Below are 24,190 nucleotides of genomic sequence, written 5' to 3' on the forward strand. Positions count from 1 at the left end.
CCCTGGCCCATCGGGAGCCGCTGTATGAAGATCAAACGCGTTACCGTCACCCCCATCGCTTTTCGCGATCCACCCTTGCTCAACGCCAGTGGTATCCATGAGCCGTTCGCGCTGCGCTCGATCATCGAGATCGAGAGTGACAACGGTTACATCGGCCTCGGGGAGAGCTATGGCGATGCACCGGCCCTGGCGATCCAGCAGCAGTTGCAGAGCCAGTTGATCGGCCTGGATCCGTTCAACCTCAATCAGTTGCGGGCCATCGTCCAGGCGACCGTCGCCGCGCAGAAACCGGCCAGTGTTGCCGGTGCCGAACTGGCGCCGGGTTCCCATGCGAGCAAGGCGGTGAGCAATGCCTATTCGGCGTTCGAAGTGGCTTGCCTGGATTTGCAGGCCCACTACCTGAACGTACCGCTGGTGGACTTGCTGGGCGGCGCGATTCGCGACGAGATTCCGTTCAGTGCGTACCTGTTTTTCAAGTACGCCGAGCACATCGACTCGCCGTATCCGCCCGACAGTTGGGGCGAGGCGCTCGACGAACAGCAGATCGTTGCCCAGGCCCGGCGGATGATCCAGGACTACGGCTTCAAGAGCATCAAGCTCAAGGCCGGCGCCCTCGATCCAGAGCATGAAGTTGCCTGCATCAAGGCGCTGAAACAGGCGTTTCCCGGCTACCCGTTGCGCATCGATCCCAATGGCAACTGGTCCCTGGAAACCTCGATTCGCATGGCCGAGCTGCTGGGGGATGACCTGCAGTATTACGAAGACCCGACGCCAGGGCTGGAAGGCATGGCCGAGCTGCACAAACGCACAGGGTTGCCGCTGGCGACCAATATGGTGGTCACCGACTTTGATGAGTTCCGTCGTAGCGTGGCGCTGGGCAGCGTGCAGATCGTGTTGGCCGACCACCATTACTGGGGCGGCCTGCGCGACACCCAGGCCTTGGCGAAAATGTGCAGCACCTTCGGCCTGGGCGTGTCGATGCATTCGAACTCGCACCTGGGCATCAGCCTCATGGCCATGGCCCACGTGGCGGCCTCGGTGCCGAACCTGGACTACGCCTGTGACACCCATTACCCGTGGCAGGAGCCGGATGAAGAAGTGATCAAGGGCGGCAAGCTGCCGATTGTCGACGGTTGCGTGAAGATCACCCGGGCCCCGGGCCTGGGCTTGGAACTGGACCGGGATCAACTGGGCAAGCTGCATGAGCAGTTCCTCAGTTGCGGCATCCGCCAGCGCGACGATGTGCGCCAGATGCGCCGCTACCGGCCGGACTGGAAGACCGTCAAGCCGAGGTTCTGAGCCGAAGGCGAGGGGCAGTTGTGGCGAGGGGATTTATCCCCGCTGGGGCGCGAAGCGGCCCCGAAACCTGATATCTCGGTACGCCCAGAAAGATCCAAGGGGCTGCTTCGCAGCCCAGCGGGGATAAATCCCCTCGCCACAGGTCAATGTATTCAAGCTCAACCCCACATCCTCCCAGGCCGCCCTGCGGCCCACACCCAAAGTACCGCGCCCGTCGCAATCGCAGTCTTACACCCAAACTGCCGCGCCGGGCCGGCGCTTCCAAAGCATCCGCCAATTGCCTCCAAGGCAGCGTATGACGCGCCCGGGCGCCTTTCGATAATCGCCTCCGACATCCCGTCCCCTGTTGCGGAGCGCGCCATGCACAACAATAAAAATACCCGCCAACGTTTTTTGCCTGCGGTCATCGTAGGTGTTTCGAGCCTGGGCCTGATGCCTGGGGCTAACGCCGAAATCATGCTGTACGACAAGGACCAGACCACCTTTTCCACCGACGGCTACATCAATGCCTTTTACGTCAACAGCGACGTGGACCGCGCGGGTGAGCAGTACGACCGTCGGCAGGCGCGGGTCAAGATGGGCTTCTTGCCCAACTACCTGGGCTTCAACATGGGCAAGCAGGTCGATGACCTCAAGCTCGGCGCCCGGGCCTCGTTCTGGGTGACCATCAACGACAGTGAAACCAATGGCACCGACACCGCCATCGACGTGCGCCAGTTCTACGGCACCGTGGCGAACCCGGAGTGGGGTGAGGTGCTGATCGGCAAGGACTTCGGCCTGTTCGCCCGCTCCAACATCCTGCTCGATGAACTGCTCGCCGGTTACGGCCAGGTCAGTGACACCCTGGGCTTGGTGGATGGCGGTGGCGTCTCGTTCGGCAACATCGGCAGCGGTTATCCGTATCCGTTCCCGACCTCGCAGATCACCTACCGCACCCCGGTGATGGAGGGCTTGCGCGTGGCGGTGGGAATCATGGACCCGGTGGACACCAACGACAACAGCGCCACGGGCAAGGCCTATCAGGAAAACCCGCGCACCGAGAGCGAGATCACCTACCAGTTCGACCTGGGCGGGGCGAAGATCTACAGCTGGCTCAACGGCAGCTACCAGACCTCGGACAACACCGACGCCAGCGTCGAATCGGTCACTTCCAAAGGCCTGGGGTACGGTGTACAGGCGAAAATGGGCGGGTTGTCGCTGACCGGCTCGGGGTTCCAGGCCAAGGGTATCAACCCGTTCTTCACCAACAATGCCGGTGAAGCCACCCTGCGCAATGTCGACAGCAAGGGCTACCTGTTGCAGGGCTCCTACAAGCTGGGCAAGAACCGCCTGGCGTTGTCCTACGGCAAGACCGACGACGACGGCAACGGCGTGGTGGGCAGTGGCGCCGATTACGAAACCCGTGGCGTCGCGCTGTTCCACGACATCAACGACAACCTCAAGCTCGTGGCCGAGTACAACCAATTCGAAATCAACGGCCACGATACCAGCGCCCAGAACGAAGACACCGATACCTTTGCGGTGGGGGCGGTGCTCACCTGGTAAGAGTTGGAACCTTTGGGTCCGACGCCGTCTGTGGGAGCAAGGCTTGCCCGCGATAGCCGCGCCGCGGTCGAACAGCTGAACCGCGTTATCGTTCATCGCGGGCAAGCCTTGCTCCCACAGGCCTTTGCTATTGGGGGCTGCGCATCAGCCCCTTTTTTTCAGTGTGACGTCCCCTCGGCGAACTCGATCTTGTTGCCGACGTTGTACTTGCCCGAAGGCTTGTTCATGGGCAAACGCTTGATTTCCTTGAGGGTGTCGCTGTCGTAGACGATCAGCGCGCCATCGGTATCCCAAATGCTCAGCAGCAGGTAGCGGCCATCGCGAGTGAACTCGACGTGGGCGGCGGTTTTGCCGGGCATCGGCCGCAGGGTGTGGGCGATTTCCAGGGTCTGTTTGTCGATCAGGTGGATGGCATCGTTGTCCGGGCCGAAGAACACGTCGGTCCAGGCGTAGCGCGAGTTGGCGTGGCTGCGCAGGAAGAAACCCGGCCCCAGCGTGGGAATCTGCTTGATGACTTTCCAGGTGTCGAAGTCGATCACCGAGATCAGCCCCTTGCTGATGTTGGGCGTGGCGAACACCCAGCGCCCGTCGCGTTTCCAATAGGTCCCCGAGCCCAGGTGCGGCATGCCCGGCAGGGCGATGTCGGTGACGATCCGCCCGGTGTCGAGGTCGATCACCTGGCCGCCCTGGGCCTTGCGCGAGGTAGCGAGCAATTGTCGGTAATCGGGCGAGAAGGAAAAATCATCGAGGTAATCCTCGGCCTCGATACGCCTGGGCACAAAGTCCGGATTCGGGCCGGTGGACAGCTCCCAGACCTCCTTCACATCTTTCAAGGCCACGATGAAGCTGTTGCGCGGCGGCGCGGTATAGACCGCACTGACCCGAGACGCCTGGCCGTCCAGCCCCACCGTTGCAATCGTCTTGACCAGTGACAGGTCGCGGGCATCCAGCACCACCAGGTTGCCCGGCAGGGTGTTGCCCACCAGCACCCAGCGCCCGTCCTTGCTCACCGCCAGGTTGCGGGTATTGAGCCCGGCCCGCACCTCGGCGATGAGCGTGAGGTTGTGCAGGTCATACAGGCTGATCCAGCCGTCCCGGGAGGCGAAATAGACGAAGCGTCCATCCGGCGAAAACTTCGGCCCGCCATGCAGCGCAAAGTGTGAGGCGAAGCGCGCCAGGATCTCGAAGCGATCCCCGTCGACGATATCGACGTGATGATCGCCAGCCTCCACCACCACGAACAGGTTCAGCGGGTCGGCGTGGTGCTGGGGTTTATCGGGCAGGCTGGCGACATCCGCCAGCAGGCGATGACTGCGGCGTGTGTCGTCCTCGCTCCAGGTCGGTTCGACGGCGGGTGGACGCTGGAGATAGTGAGTCAGGCCATCGATCTGTGCAGGTTCGAGCACCGCACCGAACGCCGCCATCTGGCTGGCCGGGCGTCCATTCTCGATCACCTGGCGGATTTCGTCGGGCTTGATCCGACTCAGGCTCTGGGGCAACAACGCCGGCCCGGCGGCGCCGATGCGATTGACCCCGTGGCACTGCTGGCAGTGTTGCTGGTAGTTCTGTTCGGCCAACGCCAGGTCCGGTTCAGGCGCCGTGGCGCCGTGGACGGCGCCGATCCACAGCAATGGGGCAAGCCAGCCGATTCTCATGAGGCCACCCTCGCGACACCTGGCTGGAGCGGTAGGGCCGGGTGCAGGCGGGCCGGATGCTCCAGTACCTGATGGGCAAACAAACCGACCACCTTGCCGATCACCGTCAAGGTCGGCAGGCCTTCGGCGCAGGCCCGCGCCATGTCCGGCAATTGCTCGAGCGTGCCGCGCAGGACCTGTTGGTCGGGGCGCGTGCCGTTGCTGATCAGCGCCGCCGGCGTATCGGCCGCCAGGCCCGCTGCGATCAGCTGTGCGGCGATGGTGCCGAGGTTCGACAAGCCCATGTAGAACACCAGGGTCTGGCTGTCGTCCGCCAGGCTTTGCCAGGGCAGGTTCAAGTCGCCTTCGCGTTGCAAATGACCGGTGATGAAACGACAGGAATTGACCAGGTCGCGATGGGTCAGGGGAATGCCCGCATAGGTGCTGCAACCGGCCGCGGCGGTGATGCCTGGCACGACTTGGCAATCGATACCATGGGCCAGCAGATACTCCAGCTCCTCGGCGCCGCGACCGAAGATGAACGGATCGCCACCCTTGAGCCGCACCACCCGTTGTCCCTGGTCGGCCAGCTCAACCAGCAGTTCGTTGATCTGTGGCTGGGGCAAGCTGTGGCAACCGGCGGCCTTGCCGACGTAGTGCCGGGCGCAGGTCAGCGGGATCAGGCCGAGCAATTGCGAGCTGATCAAGCGGTCGTAGACCACCGCGTCGGCCTGCATCAACAGGCTCCAGGCGCGCAATGTCAGCAGGCCCGGGTCACCGGGGCCGGCGCCGACCAGGGCGACTTCACCCGGTCTGAAAGGAGATTGCAGGGCAGCGGGCAAAACGATGGAGGCAGGCATGGGACTTCCTTGGTTCGGTATCAGGTTCGCCGTCGGTTGATCAGGCGCAGGGCATCGCAACGCTGGGGATCGCATGCAAGCCGATTTCTTCGTCGTTGAGGTGGCAGCCGGGGTCCTGGCCCCACAGGTCGCCGTCGGCCCAGGCCCGGGTGCGGGTATTGCCGTTGCAGATCGCCAGCCAGCGGCATTGCCCGCAGCGGCCGCCCACGACCCTTGGGTGTTCGCGCAGCTTCAGCAGCAGGGCATCGGGGCGATCGAGCCAGAGGGTCTTGAATGGCATCTGGCGGACATTGCCCACCGAGTGCTGCCACCAGTAAGTATCGGGATGAACCTCGCCGGTATTGTCGATGTTGGCGATGCCGCTACCCGACGCGTTGCCGCCCCAGGCCCGCAGCATCTGCTCCAGTGCGCCGTAGTGTTGGGGCAGGCGCCGGGCGGCCCATTGCAGCAACAGGATCGCGTCGGCGTCGTTGTTGCCGCTGACGAAGTCACTGTCGTGGCCCTGTTCGATGTCGCGCCAGGCCCGTTCGAAGATCAAGGTCATGGCCTCGCGGCTCATCTGCTGATGGGCATCGAGCTTGCGACTGCGCTTGCCCCGGCCGCTGTAGTTGAGGTGCGACAGGTAGAATTTCTGTACGTCGTACTCATTCATCAAGTCCAGCAAGCGCGGCAACTGGGCATGGTTTTGCTGGGTGAGGGTGGTGCGCAACCCGACCCGGATGCCTTGCTCGCGGCAAAGCCGGATGGCCGCCATGGAACTGGCGAAACTGCCCTTGAGCTGCCGGAATTCATCGTGGGTCGCTTCCAGGCCGTCGATGCTGATGCCCACGTAATCGAAGTTCGCCGCCGCAATCTGTTCGATATTGGAAGCGTCGATCAGCGTGCCGTTGGTGGAGAGGGCGAGGAAAAAACCTTTGTCGCGGGCATAGGCGCTGAGTTGGAACAGGTCTTCGCGCAACAGCGGTTCGCCGCCGGACAGGATCAACACGCGCACGCCGGCATCGTGCAGGTCATCGATGACCTTAAGCGCCGCCGCGGTGTCCAGTTCATCGCGAAACACGCTGTCGGCCGACGTTGCATAGCAGTGCTTGCAGGTCAGGTTGCAACGCCTGAGCAAGTTCCAGATCACCACCGGCGGGCGGCTGCTGCCCGGTGGCGCGACACGTGGGGCGGGGCATTGGCCGGCCAGGGCTCGCAGGTAATGGCTGATCCTCAACATAAAGCGCTCCTTCCTTGTGGGAGCAAGGCTTGGTGCGAGCAAGGCTTGCCCGCGATGAAGCCGATGCGGTCCTTCATAAAACCGACGCCCCTGTTTCGCCAGCAAGCGTTGCTCCCACGGGCGACAGGCGCAGGCCGGTTTTTTTCAGGATGCGGCTGCTCACCAGCATGTCGTCGGCGGCGCAGGCGTCCCCCAGCAGGTAGCGCAGGTGTTCGCGGTAGCTATCGATTTCTTCGCGGCTGCGGCCATGGACCATGGCAAACAGGTTGTAGCGCCAGCCGGGCCGGCGCGGACGTCGGTAGCAGTGGCTGACGAAGGGCTGCGCCCCCAGCAGGGTGCCGAGACGCGATATGTCGGCATCGGCCACGTCCCACACCGTCATGCCGTTGTGGCGGTAGCCCAGGCGATAATGATTGGGCACGGCGGCGATGCGGCGGATCGCGCCTTCGGCCTGCAGGCGCTTGAGCAGGTCGAGGGTCGATTCCACGCTCAGTTCCAGTTGTTCGGCCAGCCAGGCCCAGGGGTCTTCGAGCAAGGGCAGGCCGGCCTGGGTCAGTTCCACCAGGCGCAGTGCCAAGGGTGTTTCATCCAGCCGTGGCGATGCTTGCCACAAAGACTCAGACGGGGAAATACAGGCCGACATGGTAGGTCTCCTCTTTGGGCAGGTTCAGCGGCACCAGGCCGGTCAGGTGTTCGATGCGCAGCAGGGTGTCGTTGATCGCCTGTTCGCTGGGGCAGGCGAGCACGAACCACATGTTCCAGGTGTGCTCGCGGCGGTAGTTGTGGGCGACCTCGGGCATGTCCGCGAGCAACTCGGCGATGGGCTCGAAGCGCGGCTCGGGCACCGCCAGCGCCGCCAGGGTGAATGCACCGCCCAGGCGATCGATGTCGAACATCGGGCCGAAACGGGTGAGTACGCCGTCGTTGAGCAGCTCATGCAGGCGGTCGAGCAATTCGCTACTGCTGCTGTCCAGCTCCTGGGCCAGGGCTTGCCAAGGATGACGCACCAGCGGCAGGCCCAGTTGCAGGCGATTGATCAGGCGCCGGTCCAGGTCATCCATCGATACGGGCTCCGACCGGTGCGGCGAAACGTGCGCCGCATTGCTTGAACAGGTGTGTGCTGAACAGCAACTGGTGGGGCAGGTCGTCCAGCAGATGCTCTTCAAGCAGCGCCTGGACATGGGCCTCGACACGGTCACGCTGGCGACCGTGGATCATGCAGAACAGGTTGTATTGCCACTGGGGCAGGCGCCTGGGGCGTTGGTAGCAAAGGCTGATGCCCGGCGCTTGCCCGAGGCGGCGCCCGACTTCATCGACCAAGGCGTCCGGCACGTCCAGCACCAGCATGGCGTTGGCGGCAAACCCCAAGGCGCGATGGTTGACCACCAGGCCGACACGGCGGAACAGCCCCTGTCCATGCCAATGCTGCACCTGCTCGAGCACCTGTTGTTCGCTGGCCTCGATCTGCTCGGCCAGGGCCTGGAAGGGACGCGAAGTCAGGGGCAGGCCGGTTTCCAGCAGACGGCGCAGTGCCAGTGACTGTTGTTCGCTCAGGGCGTTTTTCATGGGGTGGCCTCCAGGGCAAAGCCCAGGTCGATGCGGTAGGCGGTCAGCATGGGCAGGTCCAGTGGCGTGAGACCGGTATCTTTTTCCAGTTCCTGGAGGATGTTTTCCAGGTGGGCGCGGTTGGGGCCGGTCAGCACGAACCAGAGGTTGTAGCGATGTTCGCGGGCGTAGTTGTGATTGACTTCCGGGTATTGGCTGATGCGCGCGGCCACCTGGTGCAAGCGGTCTTCGGGCACGGCCAGGGCGGCCAGGGTGCTGGCCCCGGCCCGGGTGTGTTCGAACACCGGGCCGACCCGCGACAAGGTCCCGGCCACTTGCAGGTGCTGCAGGCAGTCGATGACCTGGACTTCGCTGCAGCCCAGGGTCTGGGCCATGGCCCGATAGGGCTCGGCGCACAGCGGCAGGCCATGCTGGAATTGATCGATCAGGCGCCGGGCCAGTGAGCTGGACGTCATGGTCAGTACCCCGGCTTGTGCGCGCGACTGCTGAAGAAAATGCCGCTCGGGCTCAGGGCCGGCAGGCTGCCCAGGCGTTCGAGCCGATACGGGTTCCAGACCTGTACCTGGCCACCGTCGCGAGCGGACAACCACAACTGGTCACCCCGTGCGGTGAACTCCATGTGCAGCACCGCCGGGCCTGGCCGCAGGTCGGCGACGATGGCGTGGGTCTGGGTGTCGATGACCTGGACGCGGTCGTTGTCCGGGTAGGCGAAGTTGACCCACAGCTGCCGGCCATCCGGTCGCGCCGTGACGAATACCGGTTGGCCGGCCACGGCGATCGCGTCGGTCTGCTGCCAATCCTGGGCGTTCATCACCAACACCTGGTGATGCCCGACGGCAGGCACGAAGACTTGCTGGTCGGCCATGGCCCAGCCTTCCAGATGCGGCATCTTGTACACCGGGAGCCGCGCCTGGCCGCGGCCGTAATGGCCCAGCACCCGCGTCACGCCGCGCTCCGGGTGCCACAGGTCAAGTTGGGCCATGCCGTCTTCACCGAACAGCCCGGCCATGTAATAGCGCCCGTCCGGGGTGATCAGCGCGTCATAGGGTTGCTGGCCGATGGCGGTGAACCGCTCGATGCGCGGGGTGAGGCCGAGGCTGAAGTCGGCGGTCCAGATCTCGCCGGTGTCGAACAGGCTGAACACGAAGCGTTGTCCGGGCGCGTCCACCAAGCCGACCACCCGTGAGCGCTTTTGGCCGCCGGGCAACTGCGTGGCCGGGATGTCAGCAACCTGTTCCAGGGTCTGGGCATCGAACACCTTGACCCCGCCGGGCTCGTAGTTGGAGACGGCGATCAGCTTGCCGTCCTGGCTGATTGCACCGCCGATGCTGTTGCCGCCCTGGATGATCCGGCGCTCGATGCGCATCCTCAGCAGGTCGACTTTGCTCAGGCCCCCGTCGCGGCCGAACACGTAGGCGTAGCGCTGGTCGCGGGAGAACACCACCGAGGCGTGGGACAAGTCGCCCAGGCCTTCGACGCGGCCCAGGGCGGTGCGGGTGTCGCTTTCAATGATTTGCAGGCTGCCGGTGGCGCGCTCCACCACCACGCCCAGATCGCCGGTGCCGCGCAATGGTGTCTGGGCGCAACCGCAGAGCAGCAGGGCGATGGCCGTGGAGGACAGGAAAGAACGGATCATGAGGCGGGTTTTCCTTGAAGGAGCCGGTCCACCAGCCAGCGAATGTCGGCGGGCGCAAGCAACGGTGCCCAACCGGGCATGGCGCTGCCGGGCCGTCCGAGGGTGACGGTGGCGATGAGGCTGTCGCGGGATTTTCCGGCCAGGGCTTCGTGGGTCAGGGGCGGGCCGAGGCCGCCGGTCATGTACAGGCCGTGGCAGGCGCCACAATCCTGGTCCAGCAGGTGTTGCAGTTGCACCTGGCGCTGGCTGTCGGGAGCGGCCAGCACGCAGGAAGAGAAAACGAAGAGGAGGGTGGCTATCGCGGTGCTAAAGCGGTGTCGTTCCATGACGTCCTCCTGAATGAAAGGGTGCTGCCTTTGTAGCGGCTGGGCCTGTAGACGCTGTGTAGGTGCTGTGTAGGAGCTGTGTAGGAGCTGTCGAGTGCAACGAGGCTGCGATCTTGTCCCTGACAGTTGAATCTCAAGCGAAAGATCAAGCGAAAGATCAAGCGAAAGATCAAGATCAAGATCAAAAGATCGCAGGCTTCGCCAGCTCCTACAGGGCCCTGCGGGAGCAAGCTCCCTTGGGTGGTTATTTAAGGGTCAAGACCCACGCAGCCAGGATCTTGGCTTCTTCTTCCGTCACGGGGTTGGCCGGCATCGGCATCGGTCCCCAGTTGCCTTGCGTACCTTCCTTGATGTGCTTGGCGAGTAAATCCTGTGCTCCGGCGACGCCGGCGTTTTTCGCCGCGACGTCCTTGAGGGCCGGGCCAACCACCTTGGTGTCGATGGAGTGGCAGGCCGCGCAGGGCTTGCTCTTGAACAGTGTCGGGCCGTCTTGTGCCAACGCCGGCAGGCTGGAGGCGGCAGTCAAGGCCAAGGCAATCAGAATAGGCTTCATGGTTTTTCCTCTTATTGATGGGGCTCAATAGATGTCGTGTTGAGTGTTGTAGACGTTGAATTTTCCAGTGGGGGTGATCAGGCGTTTGTCCTTGATCACGTTCTTGACCTTGAGGGTCTTGTCGTCGATCACCACCAGCGCCGACTCATCTTCCTGGCCACTCCAGACCGAGAACCAGACCTCGTCGCCGGCCTTGTTGTATTCCGGTTGCACCACACGCAACGCGCCTTTCTTGATACCGGCGTACTCGGCAATCGGCAGCACGGTGTAGCCGGCGTCGAGCTTGTCGATGTTGAACACCGCCACTGACTGGCTGAGCTTGGCGTCGGGGTTGAGGGTGGTGTCGACATACAGGTGACGAGACGCGGGGTGAGTCTTGATGAACAGCGAGCCGCCACCCTGGCCCTGGAGCGAGTCGACCTGTTTCCAGGCGTATTGCGGGTGATTGACCGGGTCGGTACCGATCAGCGAAACCCCGGCATCGCCCAAGTGGCTGGTGGCCCAGACTGGTCCGTAGAGAGGATGGTTGAAGTTGGCGCCGCGTCCCGGGTGCGGGGTCTTGCCGACGTCCACCAGGGCGGTGAGCTTGCGTTCCTTGGAGTCGATCACTGCGACCTTGTTGGAGTTGTTGGCGGCCGTCATGAAATAGCGATGGCTGCTGTCCCAACCGCCGTCATGCAGGAACGGCGCGGCGTCGATGCTGGTGATGGTGAGGTTCTTGATGTCCTGGTAGTTGACCAGCATCACCTTGCCGGTTTCCTTGACGTTGACGATGAACTCCGGCCATTCGTGGGAGGCGATGATGGCCGCAACCCGTGGCTCAGGATGGTACTGCTGGGTGTCGACGGTCATGCCCCGGGTCGAGACGATCTGCTTGGGCTCCAGGGTCTCGCCGTCCATGATGGTGAACTGCGGCGGCCAGTAGGAACCGGCGATGGTGTACTTGTCTTCGTAGCCCTTGAACTTGGAGGTTTCCACCGAGCGGGCTTCGATGCCCACCTTGATTTGCGCGACCTTGGTCGGCTCTTTCGGCCACAGGTCGATCATGTCGATCTTGGCGTCCCGGCCGATCACCAGCAGGTAGCGACCCGACGCCGAAATGCGCGAGATGTGCACGGCATACCCGGTGTCGATCAGCTTGACGATTTTCTTGCTGTCGCCATCGACCAGGGCAATCTTGCCGTCGTCGCGCAGGGTGACTGAAAACAGGTTTTGCAGATTGAGGTTGTTGAGCTGTTTGGTCGGGCGGTCCTCGGGCTTGACCAGTACTTTCCAGGTCTTGAGGGTTTCGGCCATGCCCCATTCCGGTGGCGTCGGTGGGGTGTGCTGGATGAACTTGGCCATCACCGTGATCTGGTCTTTGGTCAGGGCATTGGAGGTGCCCCAGTTCGGCATGCCGGCGGCCGAGCCGTAGGTGATCAGTGCCTCCAGGTAGGCCTGGCCGCGCGATTGGGTGATGTCGGGGGTCAGCGGCTTGCCGGTTGCGCCTTTGCGTAGCACACCGTGGCAACCGGCGCAGCGCTGGAAGTAGATCTCCTTGGCCGAGTCGAAGTCGGCCTGGCTCAGGTCTGGCGCGCCTTCGGTCTTGACCACGCGGGGTGGTTCCGGCGTAGCGGTTTGGTCGGCGAAGGCGTGGGGGGCGGCCAGTGCTGTACACAGCGCTGTGACCCGCAGGGCCCACGATTTTTTGTGGCTGATCAGCATTCCATTTCTCCTCAGGCATGACCCGCGCTGCGCTGTAATTGACATTCGGCGCGCAGGTTCTTGGTGCGGTGCAAGGCTATGCCCAGGCCGGTGGTTAGCCGCTTGACCGCGATCAAGTTTGCCGGCTGCAACCCTTGCCAGGTTGTCGCAGGGCACCGTAGCGTGGCCTGCAATCGTGTTGTCTGATCAGGCCTTGCCATGAACGCTATCCACACTTTGCAGCACCTCGAAGAACCCTTTTATCAACCCCAGGACAACGAGCAGGCGATGTTCGAACAGGCCTGGCATCACGGCATGCCGGTGCTGATCAAAGGCCCCACCGGCTGCGGCAAGACCCGTTTCGTCCAGCACATGGCCCACCGCCTGAAACTGCCGCTGTACACCGTGGCCTGCCACGACGACTTGAGCGCGGCCGACCTGGTGGGGCGTCACTTGATCGGCGCCCAGGGCACCTGGTGGCAGGACGGGCCCTTGACCCGGGCCGTGCGCGAGGGCGGCATCTGTTATCTGGACGAGGTGGTCGAAGCGCGCCAGGACACGGCCGTGGTATTGCACCCGCTGGCCGATGATCGTCGGCAGCTGTACCTGGAACGCACCGGCGAAGTGCTGCAGGCGCCGCCGTCCTTCATGCTGGTGGTGTCGTACAACCCCGGTTACCAGAACCTGCTCAAGGGCATGAAGCCCAGCACTCGCCAGCGTTTCGTGGCGATGCGCTTTGGCTATCCGGCGGTGGCCGATGAAGAGCGCATCGTCGCCCGCGAGGCAGGGGTTGATCTGGCCCTGGCGGCCCAGGTGGTGCGATTGGGACAGGCGCTGCGCCGGCTCGATCAGCATGACCTGGAGGAAGTCGCCTCGACGCGCCTGCTGATTTTCGCCGCGCGCATGATCGGCTCCGGCATGGATCCGCGCCAAGCCTGCCTGGCGTGCCTGGCCGAGCCATTGAGTGACGACCCGCAGACCGTCGCTGCGTTGATGGATGTGGTCGATGTCCACTTTGGCTGAAACCGGTGCCGTGCCCCGGCGTTTGCCCGGGGACCTGGCGATGTGGTTTTTCATCCTCGCCGAGCTGTCGGTGTTTGCGTTGTTGATCCTGGCGTTCACCGTCGCCCAAGCGTTGTACCCGCAGACTTTCAGCGAAGGCCGGCAATTGCTGGACCGCTCCACGGGCCTGGCGATGACCCTCAGCCTGCTGACCGCCGGCCTGTTCGCGGCCCTGGCCCAGGAGCAAGTCCGGCAGGACCGGCCGCGTCGAGGCGCACTGTTGTTGTGTGTGGCGCTGTTGCTCGCCTGCGGCTATGTGGGGATCAAGCTCACGGAGTACGCCCATCTGTTGGCGAGCGGCCTGGGCATGGAGCACAACACGTTCTTTACCTTGTACTGGATCCTCACCGCGTTCCACTTCCTGCATGTGCTGCTGGGCATGGTGATCCTCGCCTGGCTGGCCGAGGGTTGTCGGCGACGTCGCTATGGGCCGCAGCGCAACAGTGGGCTGGAGTCCGGCGTGCTGTATTGGCACATGGTGGATCTGGTCTGGGTGGTGTTGTTTCCGGTGGTCTACATCCTTGATTGAGCGGAGGTGCTCATGTCGGCTTCCCGTGTCTTGATCGCCTGCTGGATGACGCTGGCCGTGCTGAGCACCGGCACCGTCGCCCTGGGCCAGATCGCGGCTAGCGAGCTGGTGTCCATCGCCATCCTGGCGGTCGCGGTAGCCAAGGCCTGGCTGATCGCCGACGGCTTCATGGAACTGCGCCACGCGCCGCGATTGTGGCGGCGGTTGGTGTTGAGCTGGGCGGCGCTGCTCGCGACCGTTATAGGGATCGTAATCTCGTTCGCCCTCTGAATCCCGACACACCCCCTGTGGCGAGGGAGCTCACTCGCGCTGGGCTCTGTAGGAGCTGGCGAAGCCTGCGATCTTTTGATCTTGATCTTGATCTTGATCTTTCGCTTGAGATTCAAGTGTCTGGGGAAAGATCGCAGCCTCGTTGCACTCGTCAGCTCCTACATAGCTCCTACATAGCTCCTACACCGCTCCTACAGGCCCAGCGGGAGCAGCTCCCTTGCCACAAAAACTCACCCGCCTTTCGGGCTGTGTTGGAACAACCCACCAAAACCATCGGAGATTCTTGATCGCCATCAAGCGGTTTCACACCCCTCGCTTCCTAGAATGAACACGCCAAGCAATGAGGAAGTGACCATGTCAGATACCTTCACCAAAGGCATGGCCAGGAATATTTATTTCGGGGGAAGCATCTTCTTTTTCCTGATATTCCTGGCCCTGACCTACCACACGGAACAGACCTTTCCAGAACGCAGCAACCAGGCGCAATTGACGGAATCGGTGATACGCGGCAAGGGCGTCTGGGAGCGCAACAACTGCATCGGCTGCCACACCCTGCTGGGCGAGGGCGCGTACTTTGCGCCGGAGCTGGGCAACGTGGTCAACCGGCGCGGTGGCGACGAGGCCTTCAAGCCTTTTCTCCAGGCGTGGATGAAGATGCAGCCTTTGAACGTTCCGGGCCGTCGGGCCATGCCGCAGTTCAACCTGAGCGAGCAGGAAGTCGACGATATCGCCGAGTTCCTCAAGTGGACCTCGAAAATCAATACCAATGGCTGGCCGCCAAACAAGGAGGGCTGAGAGATGAGCATGGCTAATCCGCATCTGAAATTCGCCTCGCAGGCCGTCGCCAAACCCTACTTCGTGTTTGCCCTGATGCTGTTTCTGGGGCAGGTGTTGTTCGGTTTGATCATGGGCCTGCAATACGTGGTCGGCGACTTCCTGTTTCCGCTGATCCCTTTCAACGTGGCCCGCATGGTCCACACCAACCTGCTGATCGTCTGGCTGCTGTTCGGCTTCATGGGCGCGGCGTATTACCTGATACCGGAGGAGGCCGACCGCGAACTGCATAGCCCGAAACTGGCGATCGTGCTGTTCTGGGTGTTCGCTGCCGCGGGTGTGGCGACGATCCTGGGCTACCTCTCGGTGCCTTATGCGACGCTGGCGAAATTCACCGGCAACGACTTGCTGCCAACCATGGGCCGGGAGTTCCTGGAGCAGCCGACCATCACCAAGATGGGCATCGTGGTGGTGTGCCTGGGGTTCCTCTACAACATCGGCATGACCCTGCTCAAAGGTCGCAAGACCACGGTCAGCATGGTGATGATGACTGGGCTGATCGGCCTGGCGGTGTTCTTCCTGTTCTCCTTCTACAACCCGGAAAACCTCGCCCGCGACAAGTTCTACTGGTGGTGGGTGGTGCATCTTTGGGTGGAAGGCGTCTGGGAACTGATCATGGGTTCGATGCTTGCCTTTGTCCTGATCAAGATCACCGGCGTGGACCGCGAAGTGGTCGAGAAGTGGCTCTACGTGATTATCGCCATGGCGTTGATCACCGGCATCATCGGCACCGGCCACCACTTCTTCTGGATCGGCGCGCCCGAGGTCTGGTTGTGGGTCGGCTCGATCTTCTCGGCGCTGGAACCGCTACCGTTCCTGGCCATGGTGATCTTCGCTTTCAGCATGGTGAAAAACCGTCGTCGGCAACACCCGAACCGCGCCGCCACGTTGTGGGCCAAGGGCACCACGGTCACCGCGTTCTTCGGCGCGGGCGTCTGGGGTTTCCTGCACACCCTGGCACCGGTCAACTTCTACACCCACGGTTCGCAACTGACCGCGGCCCACGGTCACCTGGCCTTCTACGGTGCCTACGCCATGATCGTGATGACGCTCATCAGCTACGCCATGCCACGCTTGCGCGGCTTGGGTGAAGCAGCGGACGAACGCTCGCAGCGCCTGGAGATCTGGGGCTTCTGGTTGATGACCTTGTCGATGGTGATGATCACCTTGTTCCTCACCGCAGCCGGTGTCGTCCAGGTCTGGTTGCAACGCTGGATGACGGATGGCAGCGCCTTGCCGTTCATGGCCACGATGGATCATTTGAAGCCGCTGTTCTGGGCGCGACTGGTCAGCGGCGTCGGTTTCCTGGCCGGGTTGCTCTGCTACCTGTTCAGCTTCCGTCAACGCGGCCGTGCGGCCCTGCGCGCACCGGCGGCGGTGGTGCCTTCTTGACAGGTCACCACTGAATCCGTGGCGAGAGAGCTTTTGTGGCGAGGGGATTTATCCCCGCTGGGGCGCGAAGCGGCCCCCTACATCCTGTCTGAAACACCGCAGTAGCAGACGTTTCTGGGGCTGCTTCGCAGCCCAGCGGGGATAAATCCCCTCGCCACAATGGGTTCGGCTTAAGAGGAGATAACCATGGCATTCACCCTCGAGCTGGAAGAATGGGTCGGCAGTGTCTGGCACCGTTTCATCACCCGTCGGGCCAGTGTCGATTTTCCTGAAGCACGGGTCGAACTGGTCCCCCGGCAACGCTCGTTGCAGGTGCTGTTTCGCGCCACCGGCGGTGCGCCTCACCTGGGGGTGGAAGCGGTCAGTGATCGCGACCTGCTGCTGCGGCGCAACCTGTTGCAGCAGATCGCCGGCACCTGCAAGCAAGTGCCCCTGGCCTGTTGCGATGGCGACAATCTGCGGCTGCCGGCGAGCCTGGCGGCGTTCCCCGATGTCGGGCTCAACGAAGAGCTGTATCGCTGGCTCGCGTTGCTGGCCGCGCAATCGGGGCCGATGAAGCACTGGGGGCGGGACAATCAGCGCTGGACCCTGGCGCTGTTGAAGCGCTACCCGGCGCTGCGCCCTCGTTACCGGCGGCTGGTGGACGCACACCTGCCCCTGCGCCCCGATCCGGCCACGCTCAACCCGGCCGAAGCCGCCTTGGAGCGGGCGTTGTGCCAGGCCTTGCGCGAACCGGGCAGTGTCGAACGTTTTCCACGCAGCGAGCGGGCAGCCTGGCCGTTGCCGCTGTGGCTATACCCACCCCAACACCTGGCCAATCCCCAGGCCGCCAACCTTGAGGAGTCCGAGCAATACCTGGCCACGCCCCCCGGCGAACAGCAGGGCGGGCGCAAGCGCGCCGAGCGAATCGACGACACTACCCGTGACGGTGGGCTGCTGATCGTGCGCCTGGAAAACCTCTTCAGTTGGACCGAGCACGTGGACCTGGACCGCTGGGCGGATGACAGCGAAGACCCGGACGCCGCTCGTGTCGCCGAGGACTTGGATCAGTTGACGCTTTCGCGCACCCGCTTGCGCAAGGGCGGTGGCTTGAAACTGCATCTGGACCTGCCGCCGGCCGATGTGGATGACATCCCGTTGGGTGCAGGCATCCTGTTGCCGGAATGGGACTACCGCAAGCAACGGTTGCAGGACGACTTCGTCAGCCTGCAAACCTTCACTCCTCGCGATTGCCAGCCCCAGCCGTTGCCCGCACGCCTGCGAAGCTCGGCCCAGCGCTTGCGTCGCCAGTTCGAACACTTGCGCAACGATCGCCAATGGTTGCGCCAGCAAACCCAAGGCTCGGAACTGGACCTGCAAGCCTGGCTGGACTTTCATGTCGAGCGCCAGCACGGGCAGTGCAGCGAACGCGGGCTGTTCATGGACCAGCGCCAGACCCGCCGCGACCTGGCCTGCCTGCTGCTGGCGGACCTGTCGATGTCCACCGATGCCCACCTCAATGACGAGCACCGTGTGATCGATGTGATTCGCGACAGCCTGTTGCTGTTCGGCGAAACCCTGTCGGTGTTGGGGGACGATTTCGCCTTGTACGGGTTCTCTTCGCTGCGCCGCCAGCAGGTGCGCATGCATGAACTCAAGGCGTTCAACCAGCGCTATGACGACCACACCCGGGGGCGGATCCAGGGACTCAAGCCCGGTTACTACACACGCATGGGCGCGGCAATCCGCCAGGCCACGCAACGGTTGGCGGGCTGCAAGCGGCGGCGCAAATTGTTGCTGCTGCTCAGTGACGGCAAGCCCAATGACCTGGACCTTTACGAAGGACGCTACGGTGTGGAAGACACCCGCCAGGCAGTGCTGGAAGCCCGGCGCCAAGGGCTGACGCCGTTCTGCATTACCATCGATCGCGAAGCGGGGGATTACCTGCCGTACATGTTCGGGGCCAACGGCTACACCTTGATTCGCCAGCCCGAGCAACTGCCGCTGCGTCTACCGCAGTTGTACCGGCAATTGACTCAGGATTGAGGGTTCAGACGATGTCGCGGGGCAGCCAGAAGAACATGACGATGCAGAAGATCGTCAAGCCGACACAAAACCAGGTGAAGCGCCGCAACCGGCGCTCACTGGCCTTTGCGGCCTCGACTGGCAGGGGCATGCCGCACTGGCGACATTCGGTTTCGTGTATCGGGTTGGCTTGTTGGCAATACAGGCAGGTGGGCTGTGTAGTCATTCGAACTGTTCCAGGCGCAGGCGATCGAGAATGGCGATCTGGCGACCATCCTGAGTGATGATTTTTTCATCGATCAGGCGCCGGATGATCCGCGAGAAGGTTTCCGGCTGGATCGACAAGTGCCCGGCGATCAATTGCTTGGCCATCGGCAATTCGAACTGGCTGTCCACGGTTTGCAGGCGCACCAGTTGCGTCAACAGGTAGCGCACCACGCGGTGAGTGGCGTTCTTGAGCGACAGGGTTTCAATCTCGTTGACCCGTTGGTGCAGGCGCACGCAGAGCTTGCCGAGCAGGGCGAAGGTCAGCCGGCTGTTGCTTTGCAGCAGGCGCATGTAGGTGGCGTTGGACAGCCGATACACCTGGGTCGGGCCGACGGCTTCGGCGGACGCGACGTAGTTGGGGGTGTCCATCAGCATCATGGCTTCGGCGAAGGTCTGGCGCTCGCCGATCACTTCGAAGACTTTTTCCTGGCCGTCCGGGGTCAGCCGGTAGATTTTCACCGCCCCGGAAATCACGAAGTAAAACGCCTGCGCCGGTTCTCCCTGGCGGAACAGTGGATCACCCTTGTCGATGTTCAGCAGCTGGCTGTTACTCATCAATTCGTTGAGCTCTTCTTCGTTCAAGGGCTCGAACAGGTGATGGCTGCGCAGAATCTGATGATGGACGCGGTGGAGCACCATGGCATGGAATCCTTGTGATTGCGAAAGAGGTGTTCGGGGTCAGACCAGGCTCAGGGACAGGCCGCTGGCCAGCGCCACGACGCAGGAGAGCAAGACGAACCAGGTAAGCGGTAGAACGACAGATTTCATGGATGACCCCGACAAGAAAGGTGATGCCGTGCCTGAGCAAGAGCCGGGCCAGGCCTGCGGGCGTTGATTCGTGGGGCGCTGGCGCTGATGTGGGTATAAATGACCCTGGCCTGTTAGGGTTAAAACAACCATTAAAGGGTAACTAATACCCCATTCAGCTACAGTCTCTATGGGCGCGAGCCGTTGTGGGAGCAAAGCTTGCTCGCGATGAACGATAACGCGGGCCAGCTGTAGACCGCGGCGTCTTCATCGCGAGCAAGCTTTGCTCCCACAACGGCAAGCCCCTTGCAAGTGCTTGTTCGAGACGGGAGGTTGCCGATGAGCTGGCTTGATCTGAGACAAGGCCGGCCAGCGTTGATAGCCGATCATTCGAACCCTGATTTGTCGCACCTCGCTGGCGGTTCAGCGAGGCAAAGGAGTGGTGTATGCAAGTGCTTGACCGTCGCAAGGCCATGGCCATTTTGCCGTTGTGGCGCCTGGCGTTCCGGCCGTTCTTTTTGGCCGGGTGTGTATTGGCGCTGTTGGCCGTTCCCCTTTGGCTCGCGGCGTTCACCGGACGGTTGTCGACCTGGCAGCCGGCCGGCGGCTGGTTGGCCTGGCACCGGCATGAACTGTTGTTCGGTTTCGGCCTGGCGATCATCGCCGGGTTCCTGCTGACGGCGGTGCAGACCTGGACGGGCACTCCGGGGATCAGCGGCAAGCGCTTGGCGGCGCTGGCGTCGTTGTGGCTCGGTGCACGGTTGGCCTGGCTGGTGGATGCGCCCTGGCCGTTACTGGCGCTGCTGGAGTTGGGGTTTGCCCTGGCGGTCGCGGCGCTGATGGGCGTGATGTTGTGGCGTGTGCGGCAGAAGCGCAATTACCCGATTGTCCTGGTATTGCTGCTGTTGGCCGCCGCCGATGCGTTATCCGTATACGGCCTGGTGCAGCACAACGAGGGCTTGCAGCGCCAGAGCGTGCTCACCGGCCTGTGGCTGGTGGCGGCGATGATGGGGTTGATCGGCGGTCGTGTGATTCCATTCTTTACCCAGCGCGGCCTCGGTCGGGTCGAGGGCGTTGCCCCTTGGCCGTGGCTCGATCGCCTGTTGCTGGCAGGGTCGGCGCTGGTGGCGTTGCTGTATGCCTTCGGTCCGGCGCTGGCGGCCAGCGTGTGGGTCGGCCTGTTGTTCGCCGCGTTGGCGGTGGGGCACGGGATTCGACTGGTGCGTTGGCATGATCGGGATTTGTGGCAAGTGCCGCTGCTGTGGTCGTTGCACCTGGCCTATGCCTGGCTGGCTGTGGCGTGCCTGGGCATGGCGCTGTGGCACTTCGGCGTGCCGGTGAACCCGAGCCTGGCGGTGCACAGCTTGACCATCGGCGCCATGGCCGGTTTGATCCTGGCGATGATCGCCCGTGTCAGCCTGGGCCATACCGGGCGCGCCCTTGAGCCGCCAGCGGGCATGACCCTGGCGTTCATCCTGCTGAACCTGGCGTGCCTGAGCCGCGTGCTGTTGGTGCTGCTGTTGCCGTTGGCCGCGCTGTGGCTGGCGACGCTGTGCTGGATGTTGGCGTTCGGTTTGTACGCCTGGCGCTATGGGCCGATGCTGCTCAAGGCCCGGGTGGATGGGCATCCGGGATGAGCCGGTTGCGCGGAGGGAATCGATAATGTACGGGGTCTTGCTGGTTACGCACCTGTTGGCGGCGATCGCCTTCATTGGCACGCTGTTTTTCGAGGTCTTTATCTGGCATAGCGCTCGCCGGCCGCTGGCGCAAGGCACCCGGGACGCTGCCGACCAGGCCATTGCCCAGCGCTCGCGGCACGTGCTGCACGGCGTCGTGCTGGTGCTGTACGGCGCCGGCATGGCCCTGGCCTGGCAGCATCGCGGCGCATTGAGCCAGCCGTTGAGCAACAGCTTCGGCCTGCTGCTGAGCCTGAAGATCCTGCTGGCGCTGAGCATCATCGGTCACTATTTGTGGCTGGCGTACTGGCTCAAGAGTGGTCGCCTGACGCCGCGCCGCGCCTGCTGGTTGCGCCGCAGCATCCTGGGGCACATGGTGCTGATCGTGGTGTTGGCCAAGGCGATGTTCTATTGGCAGTTTTGAGCTGCGGATGAGGGCGGCAAATTAGAGCTGCAAATGTGCAAATGAGAGCTGCAAATGCCTGTGGGAGCAAAGCTTGCTCGCGATGGCTGTGAATCAGTCAACATTGATATTGACTGACACTACGCCATCGCGAGCAAGCTTTTCTCCCACAGGAGTAACACAGAAGTAATGGGCAATGTTTGAGGGTCAGCGAACAGGCTTCATCGCATTGACGAACAACACATTGTTTTCCAGGTGGATGTGCTGCATCAGGTCATCACGAAACTCCACCAACCCGCGATACAGGGCGCGCCAGGTGTTGCAGGCGTCGGCGGGCGGGGTGATCTGGTCGGTCAGAGCGAGCATGGTTTCCAGGGCTTCACCGTGCTGGTCGTGTTCGTAGCGCAGCACCTGGATCGGCGCCGAGGCCCGTTCGCCCAGGCCTTGTTGCAGCATCGGGAACAGCACCTGTTCTTCCTTGAGCATGTGGCCTTCGAGTTCCTGGTACATGTCCTGCAGGTGATCGGCCAGGCCGTTGGGGCAACTGGGCCGCGCACCGTGGACCTGCTCGACGCGCCGGGCCAGGCGGATCAGTTCCGGCAGCTGTTCGCGATGGCGTGCGTGGTAGCGCTCCAGGATGTGGGCAATCAAGGTCGCCTGGGGCTCGTCGCGCCAGTCATGGCCCAGTTCGCCGGCAGCTTGCAGCGTGCGCAGGGCATCGGCGATCAGCAGCGGGTTCAGGCCTTTGCCCAGGGCCGCGTCACGCAAGGACTTTTGCCCACCACAGCAGAAGTCGAGGTTGTAATGATGGAAGGTGCGCGTGGCACCGGGAATATCGCAGGCCAGTTGGCCAAGGCTTTGTTCCAGCAGATCGAGGCTCATCACGTTTCCTTGGGTTGAATCCCGGGGAGGGACAGATAAGCGGACGTTGCAGCCAACGTGCCATATGTAACTGACTGAAAATGAAGCATTAAATTTTTGCCAGGGTGATTGTCACCCTGACTGTGACGGGTCAAACGAACCCTGGAGGGTCATCACTACCATGCTGCGTGAAAGCCTGGCCGCCGACCTGATCGTCGAGCTGCCCAATGCGGTGCGATTGCAGCGCCTGGTGCAGACCCTGCGCGAATACTTCAACAGTGGCGCCGTGGGGCTGCTGCGCCTGGACGATGACAGTCTCAGGCCCGTGGCCACCGTGGGCCTGGTCCACGAGGCGCTGGGACGGCGCTTCGTGATTGCCCAGCACCCGCGCCTGGCGGCGATCATGGCGTCGCGCGAACCCACCTGGTTCGAGCCGGACAGCCGTTTGCCGGACCCTTATGACGGCTTGCTCGATAACCACGTCGGTGAACCGCTGCCGGTGCATGACTGCATGGGCGTGAGCCTGTACGTAGAAGGCCGGCTCTGGGGCGCGATCACCCTGGATGCGTTGCACGCCGGCACCTTCGACAGCCGCGCCCGGGAGGAACTCAAGCGCTGCACGTTGCAGATCGAGGCCGCCGTGCGGGTCACTCGGCTCGAGCAGGAAAACCGTAGCTTGCGGGCATCGCGCAGCGATCCGGCGGACTTGCGCCTGCCCGCAGAGGAGGGTGAGATTCTCGGGCGCAGCGAGGGGTTGCAGCAGTTGCTCAACGAGCTGGATGTATTGGCCGATTCCGAACTGCCAGTGCTGTTGCTCGGCGAAACCGGTGTCGGCAAGGAGTTGTTCGCCCGGCGCTTGCATCGCCTGTCCCGGCGCGGTCACAAGCCGTTGGTGCAGGTCAACTGCGCGGCGTTGCCCGAGTCCCTGGCCGAAAGCGAGTTGTTCGGCCACGTCAAAGGCGCGTTCTCCGGGGCGACCAGCGACCGCGCCGGGCGCTTCGATGCGGCCAATGGCGGCACGCTGTTTCTCGATGAGGTCGGCGAGTTACCGTTGAGCGTGCAGGCCAAGCTGCTGCGCACCCTGCAGAACGGCGAGATCCAGCGCCTGGGGGCGGACAAGCCGCTGCACGTCGATGTGCGGATCATCGCCGCCACCAACCGGCACCTGCCCGACAGCATTCGCGACGGGCTGTTTCGCGCCGACCTGTACCACCGGCTCTCGGTCTACCCGGTGCCGATCCCGCCACTGCGCGAGCGCGGCCACGATGTGTTGATGCTGGCCGGGCACTTTCTCGAACTGAACCGCACACGCCTGGGCTTGCGTGGGTTGCGCCTGTCGCCGGCGGCCGAACAGGCGCTGCTGGCGTACTCCTGGCCTGGTAATGTGCGGGAGCTGGAACACGTGATCAGTCGCGCGGCGCTCAAGCAACTGAGCCGCGGCGCCAGTCGCAGCCTGATCATGACCCTGGAACCGCAGGTGCTGGATCTGGACGTCAATGCCAGCGCAGCCTCGGCCCAAGCGCTGCCGGAACAGGCCCTGCAAGCGTTGGATGCACCCGTGCAACCCTTGAGCGAGGCTGTCGACGGTTGCCAGCGACAGGCGATCCTCAAGGCCCTGGAACGCTGCGGGCAGAACTGGGCGGGGGCGGCGCGGCTGTTGGAGGTTGACCCGAGCAACCTGCACAAGCTGGCGCGGCGGTTGGGGCTCAAATGAGTCTTTGATCGCCTGTTCCTGAGTCAGGCACTGACCTGTAGGAGCTGTCGAGCGCAGCGAGGCTGCGATCTTTCCCGGGACACTTGAGTCTCAAGCGAAAGATTAAAGAT

General features: G+C 63.2%; 25 protein-coding genes. 11 read left to right on the plus strand and 14 right to left on the minus strand.

Going from position 1 to position 24,190, the window contains the following annotated elements; genetic code table 11:
* Positions 1-24 precede the first annotated feature (24 nt).
* Positions 25-1,299 (plus strand): glucarate dehydratase family protein, encoded by a 1,275-nt coding sequence (locus GFU70_RS12170; RefSeq protein WP_116642396.1) that lies wholly within the window; start codon positions 25-27, stop codon positions 1,297-1,299.
* A 360-nt stretch (positions 1,300-1,659) separates the two neighbouring features.
* Complete coding sequence (locus GFU70_RS12175; RefSeq protein WP_058546339.1) at positions 1,660-2,844, plus strand: porin; 1,185 nt, start codon at positions 1,660-1,662, stop codon at positions 2,842-2,844.
* Positions 2,845-3,002: 158 nt separating this feature from the next.
* Here the strand turns inward: GFU70_RS12175 and GFU70_RS12180 are convergent, their stop codons facing one another.
* From GFU70_RS12180 to GFU70_RS12230, 11 genes are all read right to left on the minus strand, one after another.
* On the minus strand, positions 3,003-4,499 hold the full coding sequence (locus GFU70_RS12180) for a nitrite reductase (protein ID WP_153388107.1): 1,497 nt from the start codon (positions 4,497-4,499) through the stop codon (positions 3,003-3,005).
* Positions 4,496-5,338 (minus strand): uroporphyrinogen-III C-methyltransferase, encoded by an 843-nt coding sequence (gene cobA / locus GFU70_RS12185; protein WP_116642394.1) that lies wholly within the window; start codon positions 5,336-5,338, stop codon positions 4,496-4,498. Before cobA ends, GFU70_RS12180 begins: the two co-directional genes overlap by 4 nt.
* A gap of 40 nt (positions 5,339-5,378) precedes the next feature.
* A complete protein-coding gene (gene nirJ, locus GFU70_RS12190; protein WP_153388108.1) occupies positions 5,379-6,557 on the minus strand; it encodes a heme d1 biosynthesis radical SAM protein NirJ in 1,179 nt (392 codons plus the stop codon).
* Positions 6,558-6,630: 73 nt separating this feature from the next.
* Complete coding sequence (locus tag GFU70_RS12195; protein WP_081264406.1) at positions 6,631-7,200, minus strand: Lrp/AsnC family transcriptional regulator; 570 nt, start codon at positions 7,198-7,200, stop codon at positions 6,631-6,633.
* Entirely contained in the window at positions 7,175-7,618 is a 444-nt protein-coding gene (locus tag GFU70_RS12200; RefSeq protein WP_058546342.1) for an Lrp/AsnC family transcriptional regulator, read from the minus strand. Before GFU70_RS12200 ends, GFU70_RS12195 begins: the two co-directional genes overlap by 26 nt.
* Positions 7,611-8,123 carry an AsnC family protein gene (locus GFU70_RS12205; protein ID WP_153388109.1) on the minus strand — a complete coding sequence of 171 codons (513 nt, stop codon included), beginning with the start codon at positions 8,121-8,123 and terminating at the stop codon, positions 7,611-7,613. Before GFU70_RS12205 ends, GFU70_RS12200 begins: the two co-directional genes overlap by 8 nt.
* Positions 8,120-8,578 carry an Lrp/AsnC family transcriptional regulator gene (locus GFU70_RS12210; RefSeq protein ID WP_153388110.1) on the minus strand — a complete coding sequence of 153 codons (459 nt, stop codon included), beginning with the start codon at positions 8,576-8,578 and terminating at the stop codon, positions 8,120-8,122. Before GFU70_RS12210 ends, GFU70_RS12205 begins: the two co-directional genes overlap by 4 nt.
* A gap of 2 nt (positions 8,579-8,580) precedes the next feature.
* Entirely contained in the window at positions 8,581-9,759 is a 1,179-nt protein-coding gene (locus tag GFU70_RS12215; protein ID WP_153388111.1) for a cytochrome D1 domain-containing protein, read from the minus strand.
* Positions 9,756-10,085 (minus strand): c-type cytochrome, encoded by a 330-nt coding sequence (locus GFU70_RS12220; protein WP_058546346.1) that lies wholly within the window; start codon positions 10,083-10,085, stop codon positions 9,756-9,758. Before GFU70_RS12220 ends, GFU70_RS12215 begins: the two co-directional genes overlap by 4 nt.
* Positions 10,086-10,329: 244 nt before the next feature.
* A complete protein-coding gene (locus GFU70_RS12225; protein WP_058546347.1) occupies positions 10,330-10,638 on the minus strand; it encodes a c-type cytochrome in 309 nt (102 codons plus the stop codon).
* Positions 10,639-10,662: 24 nt separating this feature from the next.
* Positions 10,663-12,342: a cytochrome D1 domain-containing protein gene (locus tag GFU70_RS12230; protein WP_058546348.1), complete on the minus strand. Its 1,680-nt coding sequence runs from the start codon at positions 12,340-12,342 to the stop codon at positions 10,663-10,665.
* A gap of 267 nt (positions 12,343-12,609) precedes the next feature.
* Here GFU70_RS12230 and GFU70_RS12235 point away from each other — a divergent pair, with 267 nt between their 5' ends.
* From GFU70_RS12235 to GFU70_RS12260, 6 genes are all read left to right on the plus strand, one after another.
* The gene (locus tag GFU70_RS12235) at positions 12,610-13,344 is read left to right on the plus strand and encodes a CbbQ/NirQ/NorQ/GpvN family protein (RefSeq protein ID WP_371856181.1); all 735 of its coding nucleotides are present in this window, start codon (positions 12,610-12,612) and stop codon (positions 13,342-13,344) included.
* Positions 13,328-13,912: a cytochrome c oxidase subunit 3 family protein gene (locus GFU70_RS12240; protein WP_153388113.1), complete on the plus strand. Its 585-nt coding sequence runs from the start codon at positions 13,328-13,330 to the stop codon at positions 13,910-13,912. The genes GFU70_RS12235 and GFU70_RS12240 overlap by 17 nt, the downstream gene beginning before the upstream one ends.
* Positions 13,913-13,924: 12 nt before the next feature.
* The gene (locus tag GFU70_RS12245; protein WP_058546350.1) at positions 13,925-14,182 is read left to right on the plus strand and encodes a cytochrome C oxidase subunit IV family protein; all 258 of its coding nucleotides are present in this window, start codon (positions 13,925-13,927) and stop codon (positions 14,180-14,182) included.
* 354 nt (positions 14,183-14,536) lie between these two features.
* Positions 14,537-14,977: a c-type cytochrome gene (locus GFU70_RS12250; RefSeq protein WP_116642386.1), complete on the plus strand. Its 441-nt coding sequence runs from the start codon at positions 14,537-14,539 to the stop codon at positions 14,975-14,977.
* 3 nt (positions 14,978-14,980) lie between these two features.
* Positions 14,981-16,408: a cbb3-type cytochrome c oxidase subunit I gene (locus tag GFU70_RS12255; RefSeq protein WP_058546351.1), complete on the plus strand. Its 1,428-nt coding sequence runs from the start codon at positions 14,981-14,983 to the stop codon at positions 16,406-16,408.
* Positions 16,409-16,594: 186 nt separating this feature from the next.
* Positions 16,595-18,433 (plus strand): nitric oxide reductase activation protein NorD, encoded by a 1,839-nt coding sequence (locus GFU70_RS12260; protein ID WP_058546352.1) that lies wholly within the window; start codon positions 16,595-16,597, stop codon positions 18,431-18,433.
* 4 nt (positions 18,434-18,437) lie between these two features.
* On the opposite strand, the gene GFU70_RS12265 is transcribed toward GFU70_RS12260, so the two are convergent.
* The gene (locus GFU70_RS12265; protein WP_003202489.1) at positions 18,438-18,638 is read right to left on the minus strand and encodes a hypothetical protein; all 201 of its coding nucleotides are present in this window, start codon (positions 18,636-18,638) and stop codon (positions 18,438-18,440) included.
* Complete coding sequence (locus GFU70_RS12270) at positions 18,635-19,318, minus strand: Crp/Fnr family transcriptional regulator (RefSeq protein WP_046065833.1); 684 nt, start codon at positions 19,316-19,318, stop codon at positions 18,635-18,637. Before GFU70_RS12270 ends, GFU70_RS12265 begins: the two co-directional genes overlap by 4 nt.
* A gap of 554 nt (positions 19,319-19,872) precedes the next feature.
* On the opposite strand from GFU70_RS12270, the gene GFU70_RS12275 reads away from it, so the two are divergent.
* Both GFU70_RS12275 and GFU70_RS12280 read left to right on the plus strand, forming a co-directional pair.
* The gene (locus GFU70_RS12275) at positions 19,873-21,063 is read left to right on the plus strand and encodes an NnrS family protein (RefSeq protein ID WP_116642384.1); all 1,191 of its coding nucleotides are present in this window, start codon (positions 19,873-19,875) and stop codon (positions 21,061-21,063) included.
* A gap of 25 nt (positions 21,064-21,088) precedes the next feature.
* The gene (locus tag GFU70_RS12280; RefSeq protein WP_058546355.1) at positions 21,089-21,526 is read left to right on the plus strand and encodes a hypothetical protein; all 438 of its coding nucleotides are present in this window, start codon (positions 21,089-21,091) and stop codon (positions 21,524-21,526) included.
* A gap of 186 nt (positions 21,527-21,712) precedes the next feature.
* Here the strand turns inward: GFU70_RS12280 and ytfE are convergent, their stop codons facing one another.
* Entirely contained in the window at positions 21,713-22,387 is a 675-nt protein-coding gene (ytfE, locus tag GFU70_RS12285) for an iron-sulfur cluster repair protein YtfE (RefSeq protein WP_058546356.1), read from the minus strand.
* 160 nt (positions 22,388-22,547) lie between these two features.
* Between ytfE and norR the strand changes: the two genes are divergently transcribed.
* Entirely contained in the window at positions 22,548-24,080 is a 1,533-nt protein-coding gene (gene norR / locus GFU70_RS12290; RefSeq protein ID WP_058546357.1) for a nitric oxide reductase transcriptional regulator NorR, read from the plus strand.
* Positions 24,081-24,190: the final 110 nt, after the last annotated feature.

Origin of the sequence: Pseudomonas brassicacearum, from assembly GCF_009601685.2 — a bacterium.
GTDB lineage: Bacteria > Pseudomonadota > Gammaproteobacteria > Pseudomonadales > Pseudomonadaceae > Aquipseudomonas > Aquipseudomonas kilonensis_B.

Excerpts from the sequence above, each read along its gene's own strand:
- GFU70_RS12170 (WP_116642396.1), top strand. The coding sequence starts at position 25 with ATGAAGATCAAACGCGTTACCGTCACCCCCATCGCTTTTCGCGATCCA.
- GFU70_RS12175 (WP_058546339.1), top strand. The coding sequence starts at position 1,660 with ATGCACAACAATAAAAATACCCGCCAACGTTTTTTGCCTGCGGTCATC.
- GFU70_RS12180 (WP_153388107.1), bottom strand. The coding sequence starts at position 4,499 with ATGAGAATCGGCTGGCTTGCCCCATTGCTGTGGATCGGCGCCGTCCAC.
- cobA (WP_116642394.1), bottom strand. The coding sequence starts at position 5,338 with ATGCCTGCCTCCATCGTTTTGCCCGCTGCCCTGCAATCTCCTTTCAGA.
- nirJ (WP_153388108.1), bottom strand. The coding sequence starts at position 6,557 with ATGTTGAGGATCAGCCATTACCTGCGAGCCCTGGCCGGCCAATGCCCC.
- GFU70_RS12195 (WP_081264406.1), bottom strand. The coding sequence starts at position 7,200 with ATGTCGGCCTGTATTTCCCCGTCTGAGTCTTTGTGGCAAGCATCGCCA.
- GFU70_RS12200 (WP_058546342.1), bottom strand. The coding sequence starts at position 7,618 with ATGGATGACCTGGACCGGCGCCTGATCAATCGCCTGCAACTGGGCCTG.
- GFU70_RS12205 (WP_153388109.1), bottom strand. The coding sequence starts at position 8,123 with ATGAAAAACGCCCTGAGCGAACAACAGTCACTGGCACTGCGCCGTCTG.
- GFU70_RS12210 (WP_153388110.1), bottom strand. The coding sequence starts at position 8,578 with ATGACGTCCAGCTCACTGGCCCGGCGCCTGATCGATCAATTCCAGCAT.
- GFU70_RS12215 (WP_153388111.1), bottom strand. The coding sequence starts at position 9,759 with ATGATCCGTTCTTTCCTGTCCTCCACGGCCATCGCCCTGCTGCTCTGC.
- GFU70_RS12220 (WP_058546346.1), bottom strand. The coding sequence starts at position 10,085 with ATGGAACGACACCGCTTTAGCACCGCGATAGCCACCCTCCTCTTCGTT.
- GFU70_RS12225 (WP_058546347.1), bottom strand. The coding sequence starts at position 10,638 with ATGAAGCCTATTCTGATTGCCTTGGCCTTGACTGCCGCCTCCAGCCTG.
- GFU70_RS12230 (WP_058546348.1), bottom strand. The coding sequence starts at position 12,342 with ATGCTGATCAGCCACAAAAAATCGTGGGCCCTGCGGGTCACAGCGCTG.
- GFU70_RS12235 (WP_371856181.1), top strand. The coding sequence starts at position 12,610 with ATGTTCGAACAGGCCTGGCATCACGGCATGCCGGTGCTGATCAAAGGC.
- GFU70_RS12240 (WP_153388113.1), top strand. The coding sequence starts at position 13,328 with ATGTCCACTTTGGCTGAAACCGGTGCCGTGCCCCGGCGTTTGCCCGGG.
- GFU70_RS12245 (WP_058546350.1), top strand. The coding sequence starts at position 13,925 with ATGTCGGCTTCCCGTGTCTTGATCGCCTGCTGGATGACGCTGGCCGTG.
- GFU70_RS12250 (WP_116642386.1), top strand. The coding sequence starts at position 14,537 with ATGTCAGATACCTTCACCAAAGGCATGGCCAGGAATATTTATTTCGGG.
- GFU70_RS12255 (WP_058546351.1), top strand. The coding sequence starts at position 14,981 with ATGAGCATGGCTAATCCGCATCTGAAATTCGCCTCGCAGGCCGTCGCC.
- GFU70_RS12260 (WP_058546352.1), top strand. The coding sequence starts at position 16,595 with ATGGCATTCACCCTCGAGCTGGAAGAATGGGTCGGCAGTGTCTGGCAC.
- GFU70_RS12265 (WP_003202489.1), bottom strand. The coding sequence starts at position 18,638 with ATGACTACACAGCCCACCTGCCTGTATTGCCAACAAGCCAACCCGATA.
- GFU70_RS12270 (WP_046065833.1), bottom strand. The coding sequence starts at position 19,318 with ATGGTGCTCCACCGCGTCCATCATCAGATTCTGCGCAGCCATCACCTG.
- GFU70_RS12275 (WP_116642384.1), top strand. The coding sequence starts at position 19,873 with ATGCAAGTGCTTGACCGTCGCAAGGCCATGGCCATTTTGCCGTTGTGG.
- GFU70_RS12280 (WP_058546355.1), top strand. The coding sequence starts at position 21,089 with ATGTACGGGGTCTTGCTGGTTACGCACCTGTTGGCGGCGATCGCCTTC.
- ytfE (WP_058546356.1), bottom strand. The coding sequence starts at position 22,387 with ATGAGCCTCGATCTGCTGGAACAAAGCCTTGGCCAACTGGCCTGCGAT.
- norR (WP_058546357.1), top strand. The coding sequence starts at position 22,548 with ATGCTGCGTGAAAGCCTGGCCGCCGACCTGATCGTCGAGCTGCCCAAT.